Here is an 18,990-nt window from a genome sequence, read left to right as displayed (position 1 = left end):
AATAAAGGGATGAATATCGCAATAGCTTAACAAATAACGCATAAATTTAAATTAAACGCAACCGATTGCGTAAAAAATTTTGTTTACATGCTTTTTTTACCTAATTTTCGCCATACATGTGCAAATTGCCATGAGCATCTTTTTTATTGACTCCTGTTTTATGAAACTTAAAAAGCTAATTTTAAGCACCTTAACTCTCTTTTTAGCCATCAACTCTTTTTCCCAAAAGGGTTATGACCTATGGCTGCAATACAACAAAATTACAGATGCCCAACTTCAGAAAAATTATCTTAATAAGATTCAGGGAATTAAAATTTTAGGAAACTCTCCAACCCTTAATGTTTCTGCGGAAGAAATGCAGACCGCCTGGAAATCCTTCTTCGGAAAAGAACTTCCGGAGAAAAATTCAGGTGAAAATATACTGGTGCTGGGAAAAATGGATCAACTTCCGCAGCAGCTTCAAAAAAATTTAAAATCAGATTTCGAAAATATCAATTCTGAAGGTTACATTATTAAAGAAGTAAAATTTGAAGGCAATAATACAATTCTTATAACCGGGAAATCCCACATAGGTGTACTTTACGGCAGTTTTCGACTGCTTCGGGAAATGCAGCTGCACAATAAACTGTCCAATCTTGATATCTACGATAGCTCTAAAATCCAGAAAAGGGTGCTTAATCACTGGGATAACCTGGACCGCACGGTGGAAAGAGGTTATGCCGGCTTTTCCATCTGGGACTGGCATCTTCTGCCAGATCTTATCAAGCCTGAGTATACAAATTATGCCCGCGCTAACGCCTCTATTGGGATTAACGGGACCGTGCTCACCAATGTAAATGCCAATTCCCTTGTTTTAACTGAAGAATATATTAAAAAAGTAAAAGCGCTTGCTGAAGTTTTCAGACCCTACGGGATCCAGGTTTACCTTACCGCAAGATTTTCTTCTCCCATAGAAAACGGTGGCCTGGAAACTGCCGATCCTTTAAATGAAGAAGTAAGGCAATGGTGGAAAGACAAAGCCGACCAGATTTATGCTGAAATTCCCGATTTTGGTGGATTTTTGGTTAAAGCGAATTCTGAAGGGCAGCCGGGGCCAAATAACTATGGCCGCTCACATGTGGATGGCGCTAATATGCTCGCCGAAGCCGTGGCTCCTCATGGCGGAATAATTATGTGGCGCGCCTTTGTATATTCTGAGCATGACCCTGAAGACCGTGCAAAACAGGCTTATTCAGAATTTGTTCCTTTTGACGGAGAGTTTGCAGATAATGTTTTGCTACAGGTAAAAAACGGAGCTATAGATTTTCAGCCGCGGGAGCCTTTCCACCCGCTGTTCGGTGCAATGCCCAACACTCCTTTAATGATGGAATTTCAAATTACCCAAGAATACCTTGGCTTTGCCACGCATTTGGTCTTTCTTCCGAAGTTATTCGAAGAAACCCTGGAAGAAGACACCTATGTAAACGGTGAAAATTCTACGGTTGCCAAAGTTATTGATGGCACACTTTCCAATAAAAAGCTTACCGGAATGGCAGGAGTCGCAAATATTGGAAATGAAAGGAACTGGACGGGACATCCCTTTGGGCAGGCCAACTGGTATGGCTTTGGGCGCCTGGCGTGGGATCCTTATATGGATTCCGGGGATATTGCTGAAGAATGGCTTAAAATGACCTTTACCAATAATGAGGAATTTGTTGAACCCATGAAAGAAATGATGCTGGAATCCCGGGAAACCGTTGTTAAATATATGACGCCGCTTGGCCTTCATCACATTATGCGTACCGGCCACCATTATGGCCCCGGGCCGTGGGTAAGTAATCTTTCCCGCCCGGAATGGAATCCTGTGTATTACCATAAGGCAGATTCGGCAGGAGTTGGATTTGACCGCACCAGCTCCGGTAGCAATGCCCTGGAGCAATATGCCGATCCTATCGCTGAGAAATACAGTTCTCCTGAAACCACTCCTGAAAAGTACCTGCTTTGGTTCCATCATCTCCCATGGGATTATGAAATGAAAAACGGCAAAACCCTCTGGTACAATATGGCCTCCAAATATCAGGAAGGCGTGGAAGAAGTTGAAGATATGACTGAAACCTGGAATAATATGGAGCAGTACGTAGATGAGGAAAGATTTGAAAAAGTATCTATGTTATTGCAAATTCAGCTAAAGGAAGCTAAATGGTGGAGAGATGCCTGTCTTCTTTATTTTCAGCAGTTCTCTAACATGGAAATGCCGGAATTTATACCAGAACCCGCACATACCTTAGAATATTATAAAAATTTAAAAACACCTTATGCCCCGGGAATTTAATCTCCCGCGAACAAAACTATAACCTGAAAAAGGAGAAAAACGGCTTCTAAAGCGGGAAAATCTCCCAAACCCTATTTAAATGAAAGAAAATCTAACCGCAATTGTTACCGGCGCTAATGCCGGATTAGGATATGCCACCGCTAAAAAATTATGCGACAACGGCGTTACTACTTATGTAAATGGCAGAAACGAAGAAAAAACCAAAAAGGCCTGTGAAGAACTTGGCCCCAATGCCAAACCTTTTATCCTGGACCTCAACAACCTGAAAGATATTCCCGCCGCAGTGGCAAAGATTGCTGAAGAAGCTGGCAGCATAGATATCCTGGTAAATAATGCCGGGATCAATATGAAAAAGGAATTTCTGGAAGTGACCGACGAGGAATTCCAGTCTATTCTGCATACCAATATTACCAGCGTTTTTGTAATGAGCCGCGAAGTTTCAAAATATATGAAACAGAAGAATTCGGGAAGCATTATTAACATTAGTTCTATGGCCGCCCAATATGGTATCCCGAAGGTAATAGCCTATTCCGCCAGCAAAACCGCTATTGAAGGAATGACCCGCGCCATGGCTGTTGATCTTGCCGAATTTGGAATAAGGGTAAACTGTGTGGCTCCCGGGTTCATCAAAACCAATATGAGCGGTAAGGCACTGGACAGCGATCCCGAAAGAAAAAATAAGGTGCTCTCCAGAACCCCAATGGGCAAACTTGGAGAACCTTCAGATGTTGCAGATGCTGTATTTTATTATGCGACGACCGAATCAAAATTTACCACAGGAACTATTTTGCCTATAGACGGCGGAAATTCAATAGGATTTTAAGATCATTATATAAGTGCGGTTTCGATTCCGCTCAACCTGACCATCTGGTATAAATATCAACGAACACATTATCCAATTATGAAAAACCGAATTACAAATCTAAGTTTCCTTCTGCTTTGCACACTGCTGCTCTTCAGCTGTAAATCCAATAATGAAGAAAAAGAGGAAAATGCAGCTATTGCTTCCGCAGAAAAATCAGAGGAAAAAGGGCTTAAAGACTATTATGATGGTTATTTCCCAATTGGCGTTGCCGTAGCTCCCAGATCACTTGAAGGTCAATCTAAAGAACTCATTTTAGAACAGTTCAACAGCATGACGCCGGAGAACGTGATGAAAATGGGAGAAATTCATCCTGAACAAAACCGCTATTATTGGGAAGCTGCCGATAAAATTGCTGAGTTTGCACGGGAACATGATATGAAAATGCGTGGCCATGCCCTGGTATGGCACCAGCAAACCGGCGATTGGATTTTTAAAGCTGAAGATGGCGGCCAGGTGAGCAAAGAAGAGCTTTTACAACGGATGAAAACCCATATAGACAGCGTGGTTTCCAGGTACAAAGGAACAATTTACGCCTGGGATGTGGTGAATGAGGCCATATCAGACAATCCCGAAGAATTCTTAAGAAATTCCCCCTGGTATGAAATTGCCGGGGAGGATTTTCTGGTAAAAGCTTTTGAATATGCGCATGAAGCCGACCCTGAAGCAAAGCTTTTCTACAATGACTACAATGCCGTTATTCCTGAAAAAAGGGAGCGGATTTACAAGCTTCTAAAACTGCTGAAAGACAAAGGCGCCCCGATTGACGGCGTGGGAATCCAGGCACATTGGTCAATTTTTGACCCTTCCGAAAAAGATTTAAGGGAAGCCATAGACAAATATTCTTCGTTGGGCCTTGACGTGCAGATAACCGAACTCGACGTTTCCCTTTATCCGTGGGAAAAGGAACGAAGGGAATTAAGAGAGGGCGAATCTGATGAATTTACCCCTGAAATGGAGCAACGGCAAATTGAAAGTTATGATATGTTTTTTAAAGTTTTTAGGGATTATAAAGACGTGCTGACAGGAGTTACTTTTTGGAATGTATCTGACAATTACAGCTGGCTTGACCATTATCCTGTAGAAGGCAGAAAAAATTATCCGCTGCTTTTTGATGAAAATTATGAGCCGAAAAAAGCGTACTGGAAGGTGGTTGAGTTTGACGAAAAAAATTAAAGAAATGAAGATTTCCGCAGCAGCAAGATTAAAGAAAAGATTTTTTTACGGTGTAATTGCTTTTTTGCTTCCGGCGCTTGTCTTTGCGCAGGAAAGTTATATCACCCAAAACGCTGAAGAAGGAGCTTTTGCTTTAGCTTCTGCTTCAGAATTACCATCAATTTATCTAAATACTGAAGATTTTAAAGGCGTAAAACTGGTAGCCGAGGACCTGAGCCAGGATATTGAACGGGTGACGGGAAGGCTTCCGCAGATAGACAGCACAGGAGAAATAAGTGCCAAAACTGCCATTATTGTGGGTACGCTGGGTAAAAGTCCGCTTATCGATCAACTTGCCGGTAACGGAAAATTAGACGTATCGGAGATTGTGGGGAACTGGGAAAATTTCAGCATACAGGTAGTGGAGAATCCAATGCCCAATGTGGAAAAAGCCCTGGTAATAGCTGGGAGCGACAAGCGGGGGACGATTTTTGGGATGTACGATGTTTCTGAAGAAATGGGTGTTTCTCCCTGGTACTGGTGGGCAGATGTTCCTGCTAAAAAAGCTGATGAGATTTACGTGAAAAGCGGAAAATTTACTGATGGTTCCCCAAAAGTAAAATACCGCGGAATCTTTATTAATGATGAAGCACCGGCGCTTTCGGGTTGGATCATGGAAAATTTTGGAGGCTTTAACAGTCAGTTTTACGAGCATGTTTTTGAACTTATTTTACGCCTAAAAGGTAATTATCTCTGGCCGGCAATGTGGGGCAGGGCGTTTTATGATGACGATCCAAAAAATCCCAAACTGGCTAATGATTATGGCATTGTGATAGGAACTTCACACCACGAACCTTTGATGCGTGCCCATGCGGAATGGGGAAAATATGGTGAAGGCCCCTGGGATTATACCAAAAACAAAGAGAACCTTCAGGAATTCTGGCGCAAAGGCATGGAAAGAATGGGCGATAATGAGAGCCTGGTAACCATTGGAATGCGTGGCGATGGAGATGAACCTATGAGCGAAGGCACGGCTATAAACCTGCTGGAAAATATTGTGGCAGACCAAAGGCAGATAATTTCTGAAGTTACCGGGAAACCTGCTGAAGAAACTCCACAGGTTTGGGCGCTGTATAAAGAAGTGCAGGATTACTACGACCAGGGAATGCGGGTACCGGATGATGTTACCTTACTGCTTTCTGACGATAACTGGGGAAATATCCGCAAATTGCCAAATCCTGAAGAAGAGCCACGGGAAGGCGGCTATGGAATTTATTATCATTATGATTATGTTGGTGGCCCGCGAAACTATAAATGGATCAACACCACACAGATTTCACGGGTTTGGGAACAGATGAACCTGGCCTATGATTTTGGGGCAGACCGCCTGTGGATTGTAAATGTGGGCGATATTAAGCCTATGGAATATCCCATTAGTTTTTTCCTGGATTTCGCCTGGAATCCTGAAAAAATCGCTGCAGAAGACCTTAGGGACTATACCGTAAATTGGGCCGCAGAGCAATTTCCGCAGGAGTATGCTGAAGAAACCGCAGATTTACTGCTTACTTATACCAACTACAACAGCCGAAGAAAGCCGGAACTTATTAGCCCCGAAACTTACAGCCTGAACAATTTTAATGAAGCAGATAAGGTGCTGAAAGATTTTGATACCCTTGAAGAAAAAGCAGAAAACGTCTATAGTAAAATTCCGCAGGAATATAAAGATGCTTTTTACCAACTGGTTTTATTTCCTGTAAAGGCTTCAGCAAACCTCAATAGGCTTTACATTGCCGCTGCAAAGAATAAATTGTATGCAGAACAAGGCCGGGCTTCAGCAAATGAGTATGCTGATAAAGTAGAGGAGTATTTTAAGAAAGACGCTGAACTTACCGATTACTATCACCACGAAATGGCTGATGGTAAATGGAACCATATGATGTCCCAGACGCATATTGGCTACACCTATTGGCAGCAGCCGGAGCAAAATAATATGCCTGAGGTTACCCGTATTGATGTACCTCAAGATGCTGCAATGGGCGTTACGATAAGCGGTTCAGAAAAATCATGGCCGGAAGCGTCGGGAAGTGCAAAATTGCCAATTTTGAGTCCGTATAGCAATCAGGAGGCGAAAATTACCATTTTCAACAAAGGGCAGGAAGAGTTAAAATACAAGATCAAAAACAAAAAGGACTGGCTTCAGCTTTCTTCAGAAAAAGGAACGGTAACCGATAACCAGGAAATAACGGTAAATGTAGACTGGAAATCGGCGCCAAAAGGAACTACTGAAGTTCCATTGACAATTAAAGGCCCCGGAAGAACAAAGGTTGAAGTAATTGTTCCTGTTCATAATAATCCCGCGGAAGCTGATATTTCAGGCTATGTAGAAAGCAACGGGTATATCTCTATTCCCGCAACGGGATATTCAGAAAAATCTGAAGGAGAAAATGCCTGGCAAGAAATTCCGAATTTAGGAAAGACCGGCGCTGCAATGTCTTCAGGAGAAATGCAGCCTGGCCAGGAATTTACTGAAGATAATCCTTACCTCCAATATGAATTTTATGCATTTGAGTCGGGAAAAGTTGAAGTGGAATTTACTTTATCCCCAAGCCTCGATTTTCTTGATCGCGGCGGATTAAGATTTGCAGCATCCATTGATGGAAAAGAACCTAAAATATTAAACCTGCAGGAGGACACGGAGGACGACTGGAATACTTCAGTAGCTAATAATGCCACCAGGGTGACTGCCTCTTTTGATCTTGAAGCTGGCGGGAACCACAGCTTAAAAATCTGGGCGGTAGATCCCGGAATTGTAATTCAGAAGATCCTCATTAAAACCGGGGAAGTTGGAGATTCTTATCTTGGACCGCCGGAAAGTGTGAAGGTGGAATAACTGTTAATGTAACAATGGAGCAATGAAATAATTTGAAATACTGTTAGTTCGAGCCTGCCTGAGCGGCAGAAAGGTAGGCTCGAGATGACTATGGTAGGATTTAAAATGCCGGACGTATCCTTGGCCTGTGATACAAGAATTATCCAGTATAGGTATATGACGAAATATTCTTTATCAATCCTGTCCTACATAAATTTTATATTTATTTCAGTACAAAATTTCCTATGAATTCTTTCTTTTTTGCATGCATTCCTCTCCCTCCGGTTGTCGGATGCAAAAAAAAGAAACAAAAAAGTCTAGGCTTACGGAAAGCTTATCTAAATTTTTCGTTCAGCACCTAAATTTTAGAAACTCGCCACTGTAATTCAACTAAAGATAGAAAAAGGTCAGGCTCAAACAGCCTAAAATTTTACGGTGCTTTCTCTTCAAATTTCACAATAAGCTTTCGATAGGCCGGATCAAATTAATGCAAAGGCAAAAAAATGACCGAAGGGAAAATTGTTATTGGAAAGAAAATGTCAATGGTAGTTTATTTTAAAATCTTCTGAAGATTTATTAGAATTCAACATAAAGAAGCTGAAACCAATTCAGCTTGACATAAAAGAAGTTAATCCAGTTCCCTTACCCAAATATTCCTGAAACTTACCGGATTGCCGTGATCCTGAAGCACGATGGGCAATTTTTCGGCATGTTCCGTATAATGTGGAATTCCGGTATATACAGTTGGGCCTTTAAGTTCAAAATTATTCTGGACCACCACCCCGTTATGCAAAACAGTGATTTTGGCCGGGTTTAATACCATCCCGTTTTTATCAAATTCCGGCGCGGTGAAAATAATGTCATAGCTATTCCATTCTGAAGGCGGATTGGTGGCATTCACCAAAGGAGAGGACTGCTTATAAATGCTTGCCGCCTGCCCGTTGGTATAGGTTTCATTCTCATAAGAATCCAATACCTGGACTTCATAATTATCCATCAGGAAAATTCCGCTATTGCCACGGCCCTGTCCTTCTCCTTTCACCTCAGCAGGGGATTTCCACTCCACATGCAGCTGTACATCAGCAAAATTCTGTTTTGTTTTAATAGCTCCCGCTCCGGGGTTTACCACTAACGCATCACCTGATATGTTCCAGTTGGCTTCAGTATTATTTTCGGCATTTTGCCATGCATCCAGGTTAGTCCCATCAAATAAAATAATGGCATCTGAAGGCGGCGCAGTCAAAACCGGTTCAGATTGTACTTTTGGAGGCACAGGCTCATAAAATTCGGTTGCTTCGGGAGGAAGATCGGCAGGGTTTTGAGCATTGAGCATACAGCATACAAGGAAAAAACAAAAGCTGGCAAAGAAGGACAAATCAGTTTTCTTCATAACAGTAAGTTTCAGAGATATTATTGAAAAATAAAATTAGGTTTTAATCCGGCTTCTTCAAAAAATACAGCAGGTTTTATTATTGGTTTTCAGATTAGGAACTGCTTTTCGCGGAATTGAATTTCTCTTTGAATATCATTTAGTAAATTGCTAGCCTGAAATCATCTTCAGTATATTCTAATATGAAACTGAAAACTTATATAATTTTCATCACTATTTCTGCAGTTTTCCTTTCCTGCCAGGATTCAGAAAAGGAAACACATCAGGATAGCATTCCGCAGAAAGAAACAACTTCTTATAAACTTCTGGTAAAAAAGCCCGATAGTATTGCTGTGCCTGAAGGCATGAAATGGGTTTCGGGCGTGAAATTCACCATGGGCGCAACTGAAGATGATCCTTATGCGCTGCCCCGGGAAAAACCGGCACATCCGGTTGCCGTGGATGGTTTCTTTATGGATGTAACCGAAGTAACCAATGCCGAATTTGCCAGATTTGTAGAGGAAACCGGCTATGTGACCGTTGCTGAAAGGCCCATAGACTGGGAAGAAATGAAGAAACAATTACCTGCTGGTACTCCAAAGCCACATGACAGTATTCTGCAACCGGGATCGCTAGTTTTTAGGAAGAGCCTTGAAAAAGTTACCAATCTTAACGATTATTCGCAGTGGTGGGAATGGGAAATTGGTGCCGACTGGAGGCATCCTTACGGTCCGGGAACCAATATTGAAGGTAAAATGAATTATCCTGTAGTACACGTTTCTTATGAAGATGCCCTTGCCTACTGTAAATGGGCAGGAAGAAGTTTACCTACAGAAGCGGAATGGGAAGCAGCCGCAAAAGGGCAGCTCAACGGCGGAATTTATACCTGGGGAGATGAAGAAAAAGAACTGAATGAAAATGCCAACACCTGGCAGGGAAGCTTTCCTACTGAAAATAAACCGGAAGATGGATTTAGCTATGCCGCACCGGTAAAATCCTTTCCTCCAAACAGCATAGGCTTATATGATATGGCCGGGAATGTTTGGGAAATCACTACGGACTGGTTTGATGTTAATTACTATAAACAGGCGTTAAATGAGGGCGAATTAATTAATCCTGAAGGTTCACAAACATCTTACAATCCAGATAATCCCTACGAAATGCAAAAGGTAATGAAAGGCGGTTCTTTTTTATGCAATAAATCTTACTGCGCCAGTTACAGGATTTCAGCAAGAATGGGAATGTCTTTAGATTCCGGAACAGACCATGTAGGGTTTAGAACCGTTTTAAGGCCGGAGAAAAAATAGCTACGTTTTTCTATCCTGGGGTACCTGCGTGGTGACGATTAAAATCCCCAAACCGGCAAGAACAGCGCCCACAACAAAAGGCACTATAAAACCAAAACGTACGGCATAACCTGAAAGGAAAGATCCAAGGGAAATTCCTAAACCAAAAGCCATAGTTACCACGGAAAGCTGCGTACCCGTCTGGCCTTTTTGAGCAAGGTCGCCGGCAAGTGCAAGTGCCGGAGCAAAAACCATTGCAGCACTAATCCCCTGGAAAGCCCGGGCAGCGATCATATGCCAGGACTCTGTGGCGATCCCCTGAGCAAGTTCCGCAGGAATTAAAGCAATAAGACCGATAACGATAAAAATCTTCCGCCCATATTTATCACTGGCTTTACCAATTAAAGGCTGAAAAATAGCCAAAACCCCAATTAGCGCACTAAATTCTACTGAAAATAAGAAAGCACCCTGCCCTAAACGTTGATTGGTTTCGGTTTCTATAGGAGCTAAAAGAGAGAAGCCAAAACTCATTATAAGCGTTGCCAAACCAAGGGCAAAAATGGGATCCAGGATCCGCCCTTTTTCCGTAGATTTTACGCGGATGGACATTTTCCTGTCGCTTGGTTCAATATCCTCAGGATCGTGCACCAGCAGGGAGACCAGCGCAGCACCTAGTAAGGCTGCAAATGAAGCAATGTAAAAAGAAGCGGTGAAGCCATCTATAGTTCCCAAAACAGGAACATTATATGGCCCTCCCTGTGCCAGAACGCCACTTATTAAAGGACCGGCTCCAAACCCGATTAGCCTGAAAGAATTGTACACGCCCATATTATTTCCCCTGCTGCCTTTGCCACTAAGTTCGCTTACCAGTGCCAGGCTGGCCGTAATAGTAAGTGCCGCGGCCAGGCCCTGGAATGCCCTTACCATCATTAGTGCCCAGTAGGTGTGGACAAAGGAATAACTAAAATTGGCAATGGTAAAAAGCCCGAGCCCAAACAGAACAAAGAGTTTTCTTTTTCCGAATTTATCGGAAAGCCTTCCTGCAAAAGGTTGGGTGAAACTTGTTATGAGGCCAAAAAGGCCAAGCACCAGCCCGGTAATAAAGGATTCTGAAAGTCCGAAGAATTCTCCCTGTACTTTTTCACTGGCGATGTAAAGCGGGAGCACCACGATAAGAAAAGAATTCCCCAGTGAATCTGCCATTCTTGCAATTCCAAGGATTATAATTCGCTTATCGGTTCCAAACATATTCTGCCGCTATCTGATAATTTAAATTTTCAGGGGAACTTCAAAATTAAATAATACGGCAGCAGAAGCGGTTTTAACGGCTGATAAAATGTTGTTAAGATACAGGCCATAACGGCCATTCTTCAGAAGAAAATGTAAAAAAGGCCTTAGATTATTCCCTAAAGCCCTTTACTTTGATTATTAACATTAACGATTTAATTAATACACCCTGCCAATCATAGGGTTCTCAACTATAGTTTTCATGAGTTCTTTAAAATCTACTTCCCCCTGATATTTCCATACCACCTCTCCGCCGGGCTCAATAAGCATGGTGTAGGGCAAAGCCCCGTTCCAATCTGGATCTATGGCTTCTATTAAAGCATATTTATCATCATTGGTAACTAGAAAACCACAAAATCAGGTTACAAGCGAACCTACAGCAAATAAAGAGCAAAGAATTGCTCAGGCTGCCCCATCAGGGGCGTCTGTTTTAAAGGTAAGAATGAACGGGTTGTAGAGCGAAATCATACTCTGGAACATCCCATTCTTCGATATTTTTAGAATGTAGTATGGGTATAAAGGCCCCCATTCTGAAGAAGTTGCTGTAGCCCAGAAATCTTTACTTACACAAACAACAGACGGATCGGCAAAATCCTCTTTAAGTACGGGATTTTCTATAGTGTTTAAGTTCAACCCTTCCTGCGCAGTAATTTGCTGATCTTGCTTTCCTTCAACTCCTCCACAAGAAAAAATAACAGCTATAATAAGACTATAAATAGTGCTCTTCAATCTATTTAGATATTCCATTGTTCTATTAAAAGTGTTTTAATTTTTCTTAATCCAAAAGTCCCGTATCTTATTCTTTTAATGATTTATAATATTGGAGACTATGTTTAGGCTGCTCATATCTTTTAGGAATTTCTTTCCTGGAAAAACTCTGAAAGTATAGTAGGCAAGCATCTCTCCATCTCACAGCATCTCTCTCCTGAATTTCCAATAGTGATTTCACATGGTTAAATCTTTCCGTATCTATTTCATTTTCTAAGAAATCCCATAACTCCTGCATTTCTCTTACCTGATTAACGCCAACATGATAATGATTTACTAATTCTTCCCATAAGGAATTGCCGGATTTCATGGTATAATCCCACCTTACATGATGGAACCATAGCAACAGCTCTTCCGGAATGGTACTTAAATTGTTAAATTCTGATGCTAAAGGTTCATGATATTGGGAAACCGCACTAGAGCCACTAGTGGAGCGATTAAAACCAATACCTACTTCGTCTGCATGATGGAAAATTTGTGATCTTTTTGACCAAGGTGCTGGACCATAATGAGAACCAGTGCCAATATGGGTCAGTCCCAAGGGCTCCCTATAATTGACAGCGGCTTCGGAAGAAATTGACATAATTTTCTGTATCTTTTCCACTACTTTTTCCTCATTTGAAAAGGTCATTTGGATCCATTCCCTTGCTATTTTGTCAGGATCAAGTTGGTAATTCCAGGCAAGTCTTCCGAAGGCATACCAGCTGGACTGCACAAAAGGATGCCCAGTCCAATTTCTGGCTGTCCCAGGATTAATCACTCCTGCCATACCAGTTAGATTGTATTTAAAAATTTTTCCAGAAATAATATCCCCCACTAAAGTTCCTTTTCCATGGGCATAGGTATCAGACATCAATATTTTATTGTACATTTTCCCCTTGTATAGAAGGTGATTTGCATTCCCAAGGTATTCCTGAGTTACTTGAAATTCAATCATTGTATTCGTGTTAGGCATAGCTCCAAATAGAGGGGAAAATGGTTCCATAGGCATGAAATCCAATGGTCCTTTCTTTACCTGAAGGATAACATTATCATTAAATTCACCATCAAGAGGCACAAACTCATCATAAGCTTCTCTAATCCTATCTTCCTGTTTTTCACCATACACAAAAGCCCTCCACATTACAATTCCTCCATGTGGTTTTAAAGCATCTGCCAATAAATTAGCTCCATCTGAATGAGTACGTCCGTAGGTATTTGGACCAGGTTGGCCTTCAGAATCGGCCTTTACCAAAAACCCTCCCATATCAGGAATTTTATTGTAGATTTCCTGAACTTTCGATCTCCACCATTCCCTTACATCTTCATCTAAAGGATCTGCCGTATTTAAATTTCCTAGTAACTGGGGAGAATTAAAATTAATAGACAGATATATCTTTATGCCGTAAGGTCGGAAAATATTAGCCAAAGTAGCAATACGATCCAAATACCGGGATGTAATAAATTCAGCATTTGCATTAACATTGTTAATAACTACTCCATTGATTCCTACAGAAGAACTTAATCGCGCATAATCAGTGTACCTTGGATCTTTATAATTGGGTAACGTTTTCCAATCCCATAGTGAAAGCCCGGCGTATCCTCTTTCTACAGATCTGTCAATATTGTCCCAATGGTTTGCTACCCTCAACTGGACCTCTGGAAATTCTTTTATGTTCAGTCGTGAAAGGGATTTTCCAGTTTGCATTAATCTCAAAAGATGAAACGTTCCGTATAATAACCCAATATCTGTATTTGCGGAAATAATGGTCGTATCATATCCGTTAACTGATCTCTTTTGGAGAATAAATCCCTCATTTCCTACAGATTTTAGCTCTTTAATTAAAACTTTCTTCAATGAAGTTTTTAACGCTGGTGATTCGGGTGTACTTATTAATATAGCTCCATCCCGATCTATTGTCCTTCGAAACTGAGGTGCTATAGAAAGCAATCCCTTTAGCCCGATTTTAAGTTCTTTTTTTATGGCACTCATAGTACCAGAATTATCGTTGAGAACTACTGATGCAAACCTACTTTTATATTGTTCAAGTAATTCAATATTTTTCACAGTTTCATACCTAAGCCACATACGATGTCCATCCTCAAAAGAAGGTAAATTATTCCCCTGAACATCCCTTGCGATAAACAGCATTACTATGGAAAAAATCATCAATTTGAATCTTAACAGATTAACAACTACAGTCATAAAGTCAGTTACGTTTGAATAGTTCTAATAATTCCATGTTCTAAACCTCGAAGTTCTGCTAGCCCTCTTAGCCTCCCTATAGCCGAATATCCCGGATTGGTTGTTTTTTGAAGGTCATCCAGCATTTTATGTCCATGATCCGGACGCATGGGCATTTTAAAATCTTTTCGGCCTTCTGCAATCCTTCTCCCCTGTTCTTCTAACAAAATTTTTATCACACTGTACATATCTACATCTCCATTTAAGTGATCTGCCTCATGGAAATTTCCTACCTCATCCCTTAATGTACTTCTTAGGTGAATAAAATGAATTCTCTCGATAAACTGTTTTGCCATTTCCGGAAGATCATTATCTTTTCTGACTCCAAAGGATCCGGTACAGAAAGTAAGTCCGTTTCTTCTACTAGGAACAGCTTCGAAAAGATTCTGAATATCTTTAGCTGTACTGACTACGCGCGGTAATCCTAATAAAGAAAATGGCGGATCATCAGGATGTATGCACATATTGACATTTGATTCTTCAGCTGCAGGAACTATCCTTTGAAGAAAATAATGGAGATGATCTTTCAACTCTTTTTCCTCAATATTATTATAACGGTCTAATATCCTGTTAAAATCGCTTAAACTATAATTCTCTTCGGCTCCCGGTAACCCGGCGATAATATTATTAACTAATTTTTCCTTTGAATCTTCTGATATTGAAGTTATATATTCTTCAGCTTCTTTAACCTCTTTTTCTGAATATCGTTTTTCAGCTCCAGGTCTTTTTAATAAAAATAATTCAAAAGCCGCAAAAGCAACTTTTTCAAAACGCAATCCCGTAGAACCATCTTCCATTTCATAGTCGAGATCAGTTCTTGTCCAGTCCAGGACAGGCATAAAATTATAGCAAATGGTATCTATACCACATTCACCAAGATTTTTAATTGTTTCGCAGTAATTCTGGATATATTTTTTATAGTTACCACTTTGGGTCTTTATATCCTCATGGATGGGTACACTTTCCACGACAGACCAAATAAGACCACTATTTTCAATTTGGTCTTTCCTTTTTAAAATTTCTTCTTTTGTCCAAACTTCTCCATTTAGAATATGATGTAACGCTGTCACCACACCGGTTGCTCCTGCTTGTTTGACATCAGCCAGCGATACGTTATCTTTTGGCCCGTACCATCGCCATGTTTTCTCTAATCCTAATTTCATTTTTTGTTTTTTTAAACTCCACTAAATGCACTAAAACCCCCATCGATTGGAACAACAATTCCTGTTATAAAATTTGACCCATCTTCGCACAACCAACGTGTTGTAGAAATAAGATCTTCTGGAGTGCCAAATTTTCTTAATGGTGTTCTTTTTATGATTGTTTCCCCTCTTTCTGTTAAACTGCCATCTTCTTGTGTCAGTAATCTTCTATTTTGTTCGGTTAAGAAAAAACCTGGTGCAAGAGCATTCACTCTTATACCAACTTTTGAAAAATATACAGCCAACCATTGTGTGAAATTAGAAATTGCTGCTTTTGCACCACTATATGCGGGTATCTTAGTGAGAGGCTGGAATGAATTCATGGAAGAAATATTTATAATATTCCCTTCCTTTGCCTCAACCATATCTTCTGCAAAAACCTGCGTAGGCAACAAAGTCCCCATAAAGTTTAGATCAAAAACAAATTTGATCCCGCTCATACCTAGATTAAAGAAAGTTTTGAGTTCTTCTTTATGATTAGATGATGTGTCATAGAACAGATCATCTGTAGTGGCCGCAGGATGATTCCCCCCTGCTCCGTTTATTAATACCTGACAAGCGCCGAATTCTTCATTAATTCTATTTTTCGCCTGAACCAGGGATCCTTTCTCTAGAACATTCACTTTCAAAGCAATGGCCTTACCTCCCTTTTCCTTTATGGAGTCAGCTATATGTTGAGCTGCTTCAATATTGAGATCAAGTAAAGCAATTTGATGTCCTTCTTTAGCCAGAGCTTCTGCTAGAGTACTACATAAAATTCCTCCAGCTCCTGTTATTACTATTGTTTTCATTTTATTATTCATTTTTTAATTTTTAATCAAATAAACTTGGCAGCCAAAGGCTGATGGCAGGGATAAAAGTTACCAGCAACAATACAATAGCCATTACAAGGTAGAGCGGCAGCAGCGGTTTTATCACTTTTTGAAGCGTGGTTTTGGCCACGCCAACCCCAATAAAGAGCACTGCACCAACAGGCGGTGTACATAATCCCACGCATAAATTCATCACCATGATGATCCCAAAATGTACCGGGTCTACGTCCAGATTTACCATTACCGGTAGAAAGATTGGCGTGAAAATGAGCACTGCCGGGGTCATATCCATAAATGTTCCCACGAACAACAATAGCAGGTTGATAATAAGCAGGATCACATATTTATTTTCACTAAGGTTTAATAAAGCTGAACTTACCGACTGCGGAATATTTTCGTAAGACATCACCCAGGACATACTCATGGACGTGGCGATAAGCAGCATTACAATGGCCGTTGTTCCCACAGAATTTAAAAATACGTTGTAAAGCATTTTTGGGTTAAGTTCCCCGTAAATAAGAGAAAGGATCAGGCAGTAAAGCACCGCTATTCCGGAAGCCTCGGTAGCCGTAAAAATTCCCGTAACTATTCCTCCAATTACCACCACCAGTAACAATAAACTTGGCAGCGCATTTAGGAAAGTAGAGGCAATTTTTCCAAAACTACTGGCATTGCCTGCAGGATATTTTTTCTTTTTAATCCATATCGCCGCCACCAGCATAAGAGCCAGCCCCATTAAAATTCCGGGGAGATATCCCGCTAAAAAGAGTGATGCAATAGAAACTCCGCCACTGGCAAGGGAATATACAATCAGGATATTGGACGGTGGTATCACCAGCCCCGTGGTTGAAGAAGTCACATTAATAGCCGCACCAAATTCCCGGGAATAATTTTCCCTTTCCATAGGTGGGCCAAGGATCCCTCCAATAGCCGAAGCCGCGGCAACGGCAGAACCCGAAATCGCACCAAAAAGCATGGCCGCGATTACATTTACATAAACCAGCCCGCCGGGAAGCGAACCAATGAGCGCTTTGGCAAAATTAATAAGCCGGTTGGCAATCCCCCCCTGATTCATGATTTGTCCTGCGAGAATAAAGAAGGGAATAGCCAGTAAGGCAAAGCTATCCAGCCCGGTTCCCATACGTTGGGCAACGGTGGTAAAAGCTGCCAGGGAGTCTATTGTTGCCAGCATGGTAAACAGACAGGAAAGGCCAATAGACCAGGCAACAGGCACGCCAATTGCCAGTAACACCACAAACGAAATGACCAGGATTAATATTTCTGAAATCATACTAAATACTTTTGGGGATTTAAAATCTCATTGATTTTATAGATTATGATAAGGACGCCGCTTAGCGGAATAACGAAATAAACGATGTACAGCGGAATTTCCAGGGCTGCAGAACGTTGACCAAGATCATAACTGACATACACAAGGTTTCCGCCGCCTATAATGAGTACGGTAATACAAAAGAAAATGATTAAAATATTGATCCCAATCCTCAATCGTTTTCGATTTACTGCATCCAATTTCTCTTCGAGCAGGTTAATTGACAGATGTGCCTGCTGACCTGCGGCATAAGCCGCTCCCAATATACCGATCCAGATGAGCAGGTATCTGGCCAGTTCCTCTGTTATGGAGCTTGGCGACTGCATGACATACCTGGAAAAAACCTGCCACAAAACAGCAACAACCATGATCGCCATGAGGAGTACTAAAATCCCTCCCAGAATTCTATCTAAGCTTCTTTTCATATTATTCTACTGCTTGTATTTCTTCTATGATTTTTGCCATTTTTGGGTCCTGGCTAAATTCCTTGTACATGGGCTGGACTTTTTCGCGGAATTCTTCTTTATCTGGATGAATTATAGTTACACCAGCCTTTTTCATTCCATCTAAAGCTTCCTGCTCAGACTGTTGCCATAGTTTCTTTTGATAAACCGACGATTCTTCAGCTGCTTCTTTTAACCATTTCTGCTGCTGAACGGTTAATTTTCCCCAAATAATACTACTAATTAACAGTTCATCTGGAACAGCAGTATGTTCATCCATAGTATAGTAGGAACATACTTCAAAATGATTATTCAGGTAATAACTTGGTAAGTTGTTTTCAGCCCCGTCAACAATTCCCTGCTGCAACGCAGTGTAAAGCTCCCCCCAGGCAATGGGCGTGGGAGAACCACCTAAGTTCTTCACTGTATTTATTGCAGTTTGACTGGGCATCACCCTTAGTTTTAAGCCATTCAAATCTGAAGGTGAATTTATTGGTTTATCTGCGTAAAAATTTCGGGTTCCAGAATCGTAAAAAGTAAGTCCTACTAAGTTTTTATTCTTACTGCTCTCTAACAAGTTTTGTCCAATTTCACCTTCGAGAACAGTAAAACGGTGTTCACTGTTTCGGAATAAGTAAGGTAGATTTAAAACTTTGAACTCTTCAGCAAAATTTTCCATAGTAGCAGCAGAAACTTTTGTCATTCCTAAACTACCTATTTGAAGTAACTCTACACATTCCCTTTCTGAACCCAACTGCTGATTAGGATAAATCTGGATAGTCATTTTACCACCTGATTTTTCCTCCAAACGCTCTGACATAAAGACCATAGCTTTATGTACAGAATGTGAAGTATCTAAACCATGACCTAATCGGATTACGTGCGTTTTGTCTTCGGCATCACATCCGGAAAATAAGACAATAAAAAAGGTTAAAATCGGAATTGTAATTTTATAAATTTTCATTTCCTGAAGCTTTTTATAATTTTTATGGCGGCTCCCACTTTTTCTGAAATCCCTTCATAATTGAAACTCCCGTCTTCTTTTTTCTGAAAAAGTTTAGAACCGATGCCA

General features: G+C 40.9%; 15 protein-coding genes. 5 read left to right on the top strand and 10 right to left on the bottom strand.

Annotation, left to right across the window (positions count from 1 at the left end):
- Positions 1 to 160: 160 nt before the first annotated feature.
- From RM553_RS11995 to RM553_RS11980, 4 genes are all read left to right on the top strand, one after another.
- Entirely contained in the window at positions 161 to 2,311 is a 2,151-nt protein-coding gene (locus tag RM553_RS11995; RefSeq protein ID WP_311535176.1) for an alpha-glucuronidase family glycosyl hydrolase, read from the top strand.
- 79 nt (positions 2,312 to 2,390) lie between these two features.
- A complete protein-coding gene (locus RM553_RS11990) occupies positions 2,391 to 3,134 on the top strand; it encodes an SDR family NAD(P)-dependent oxidoreductase (RefSeq protein WP_311535175.1) in 744 nt (247 codons plus the stop codon).
- 78 nt (positions 3,135 to 3,212) lie between these two features.
- Complete coding sequence (locus RM553_RS11985) at positions 3,213 to 4,349, top strand: endo-1,4-beta-xylanase (protein WP_311535174.1); 1,137 nt, start codon at positions 3,213 to 3,215, stop codon at positions 4,347 to 4,349.
- Positions 4,350 to 4,353: 4 nt separating this feature from the next.
- Positions 4,354 to 7,218, top strand: a complete 2,865-nt coding sequence (locus RM553_RS11980; RefSeq protein WP_311535173.1) for a glycosyl hydrolase 115 family protein — start codon at positions 4,354 to 4,356, stop codon at positions 7,216 to 7,218.
- A gap of 607 nt (positions 7,219 to 7,825) precedes the next feature.
- Here the strand turns inward: RM553_RS11980 and RM553_RS11975 are convergent.
- Complete coding sequence (locus RM553_RS11975) at positions 7,826 to 8,587, bottom strand: 3-keto-disaccharide hydrolase (protein ID WP_311535172.1); 762 nt, start codon at positions 8,585 to 8,587, stop codon at positions 7,826 to 7,828.
- 182 nt (positions 8,588 to 8,769) lie between these two features.
- Here RM553_RS11975 and RM553_RS11970 point away from each other — a divergent pair, with 182 nt between their 5' ends.
- Positions 8,770 to 9,873 (top strand): formylglycine-generating enzyme family protein, encoded by a 1,104-nt coding sequence (locus RM553_RS11970; RefSeq protein ID WP_311535171.1) that lies wholly within the window; start codon positions 8,770 to 8,772, stop codon positions 9,871 to 9,873.
- Here the strand turns inward: RM553_RS11970 and RM553_RS11965 are convergent, their stop codons facing one another.
- The 9 genes from RM553_RS11965 to RM553_RS11925 all read right to left on the bottom strand — a co-directional run bounded on the left by RM553_RS11965 (position 9,874) and on the right by RM553_RS11925 (position 18,882).
- Positions 9,874 to 11,055 carry an MFS transporter gene (locus tag RM553_RS11965; protein WP_311535170.1) on the bottom strand — a complete coding sequence of 394 codons (1,182 nt, stop codon included), beginning with the start codon at positions 11,053 to 11,055 and terminating at the stop codon, positions 9,874 to 9,876.
- Between the two features lie 243 nt (positions 11,056 to 11,298).
- Complete coding sequence (locus RM553_RS11960; RefSeq protein ID WP_311535169.1) at positions 11,299 to 11,421, bottom strand: hypothetical protein; 123 nt, start codon at positions 11,419 to 11,421, stop codon at positions 11,299 to 11,301.
- 120 nt (positions 11,422 to 11,541) lie between these two features.
- Positions 11,542 to 11,886, bottom strand: a complete 345-nt coding sequence (locus tag RM553_RS11955; RefSeq protein WP_311535168.1) for a hypothetical protein — start codon at positions 11,884 to 11,886, stop codon at positions 11,542 to 11,544.
- A 49-nt stretch (positions 11,887 to 11,935) separates the two neighbouring features.
- Positions 11,936 to 14,092 (bottom strand): alpha-glucuronidase family glycosyl hydrolase, encoded by a 2,157-nt coding sequence (locus RM553_RS11950; RefSeq protein ID WP_311535167.1) that lies wholly within the window; start codon positions 14,090 to 14,092, stop codon positions 11,936 to 11,938.
- Between the two features lie 8 nt (positions 14,093 to 14,100).
- Positions 14,101 to 15,294 carry a mannonate dehydratase gene (gene uxuA, locus RM553_RS11945; protein WP_311535166.1) on the bottom strand — a complete coding sequence of 398 codons (1,194 nt, stop codon included), beginning with the start codon at positions 15,292 to 15,294 and terminating at the stop codon, positions 14,101 to 14,103.
- Positions 15,295 to 15,305: 11 nt separating this feature from the next.
- Complete coding sequence (locus RM553_RS11940) at positions 15,306 to 16,124, bottom strand: SDR family oxidoreductase (protein ID WP_311535165.1); 819 nt, start codon at positions 16,122 to 16,124, stop codon at positions 15,306 to 15,308.
- Positions 16,125 to 16,146: 22 nt separating this feature from the next.
- On the bottom strand, positions 16,147 to 17,436 hold the full coding sequence (locus tag RM553_RS11935) for a TRAP transporter large permease (protein WP_311535164.1): 1,290 nt from the start codon (positions 17,434 to 17,436) through the stop codon (positions 16,147 to 16,149).
- Positions 17,433 to 17,900 (bottom strand): TRAP transporter small permease, encoded by a 468-nt coding sequence (locus tag RM553_RS11930; RefSeq protein ID WP_311535163.1) that lies wholly within the window; start codon positions 17,898 to 17,900, stop codon positions 17,433 to 17,435. The genes RM553_RS11935 and RM553_RS11930 overlap by 4 nt, the downstream gene beginning before the upstream one ends.
- A gap of 1 nt (position 17,901) precedes the next feature.
- Positions 17,902 to 18,882, bottom strand: coding sequence for a TRAP transporter substrate-binding protein (locus RM553_RS11925; protein WP_311535162.1), 981 nt, complete (start codon positions 18,880 to 18,882; stop codon positions 17,902 to 17,904).
- Between the last annotated feature and the right edge of the window lie 108 nt (positions 18,883 to 18,990).

Source organism: Autumnicola tepida (assembly GCF_031846485.1).
Lineage (GTDB): Bacteria > Bacteroidota > Bacteroidia > Flavobacteriales > Flavobacteriaceae > Autumnicola > Autumnicola tepida.
The sequence above is the reverse complement of the archived record's forward strand: the minus strand, read 5'-3'. Positions and strand labels throughout refer to the sequence as shown.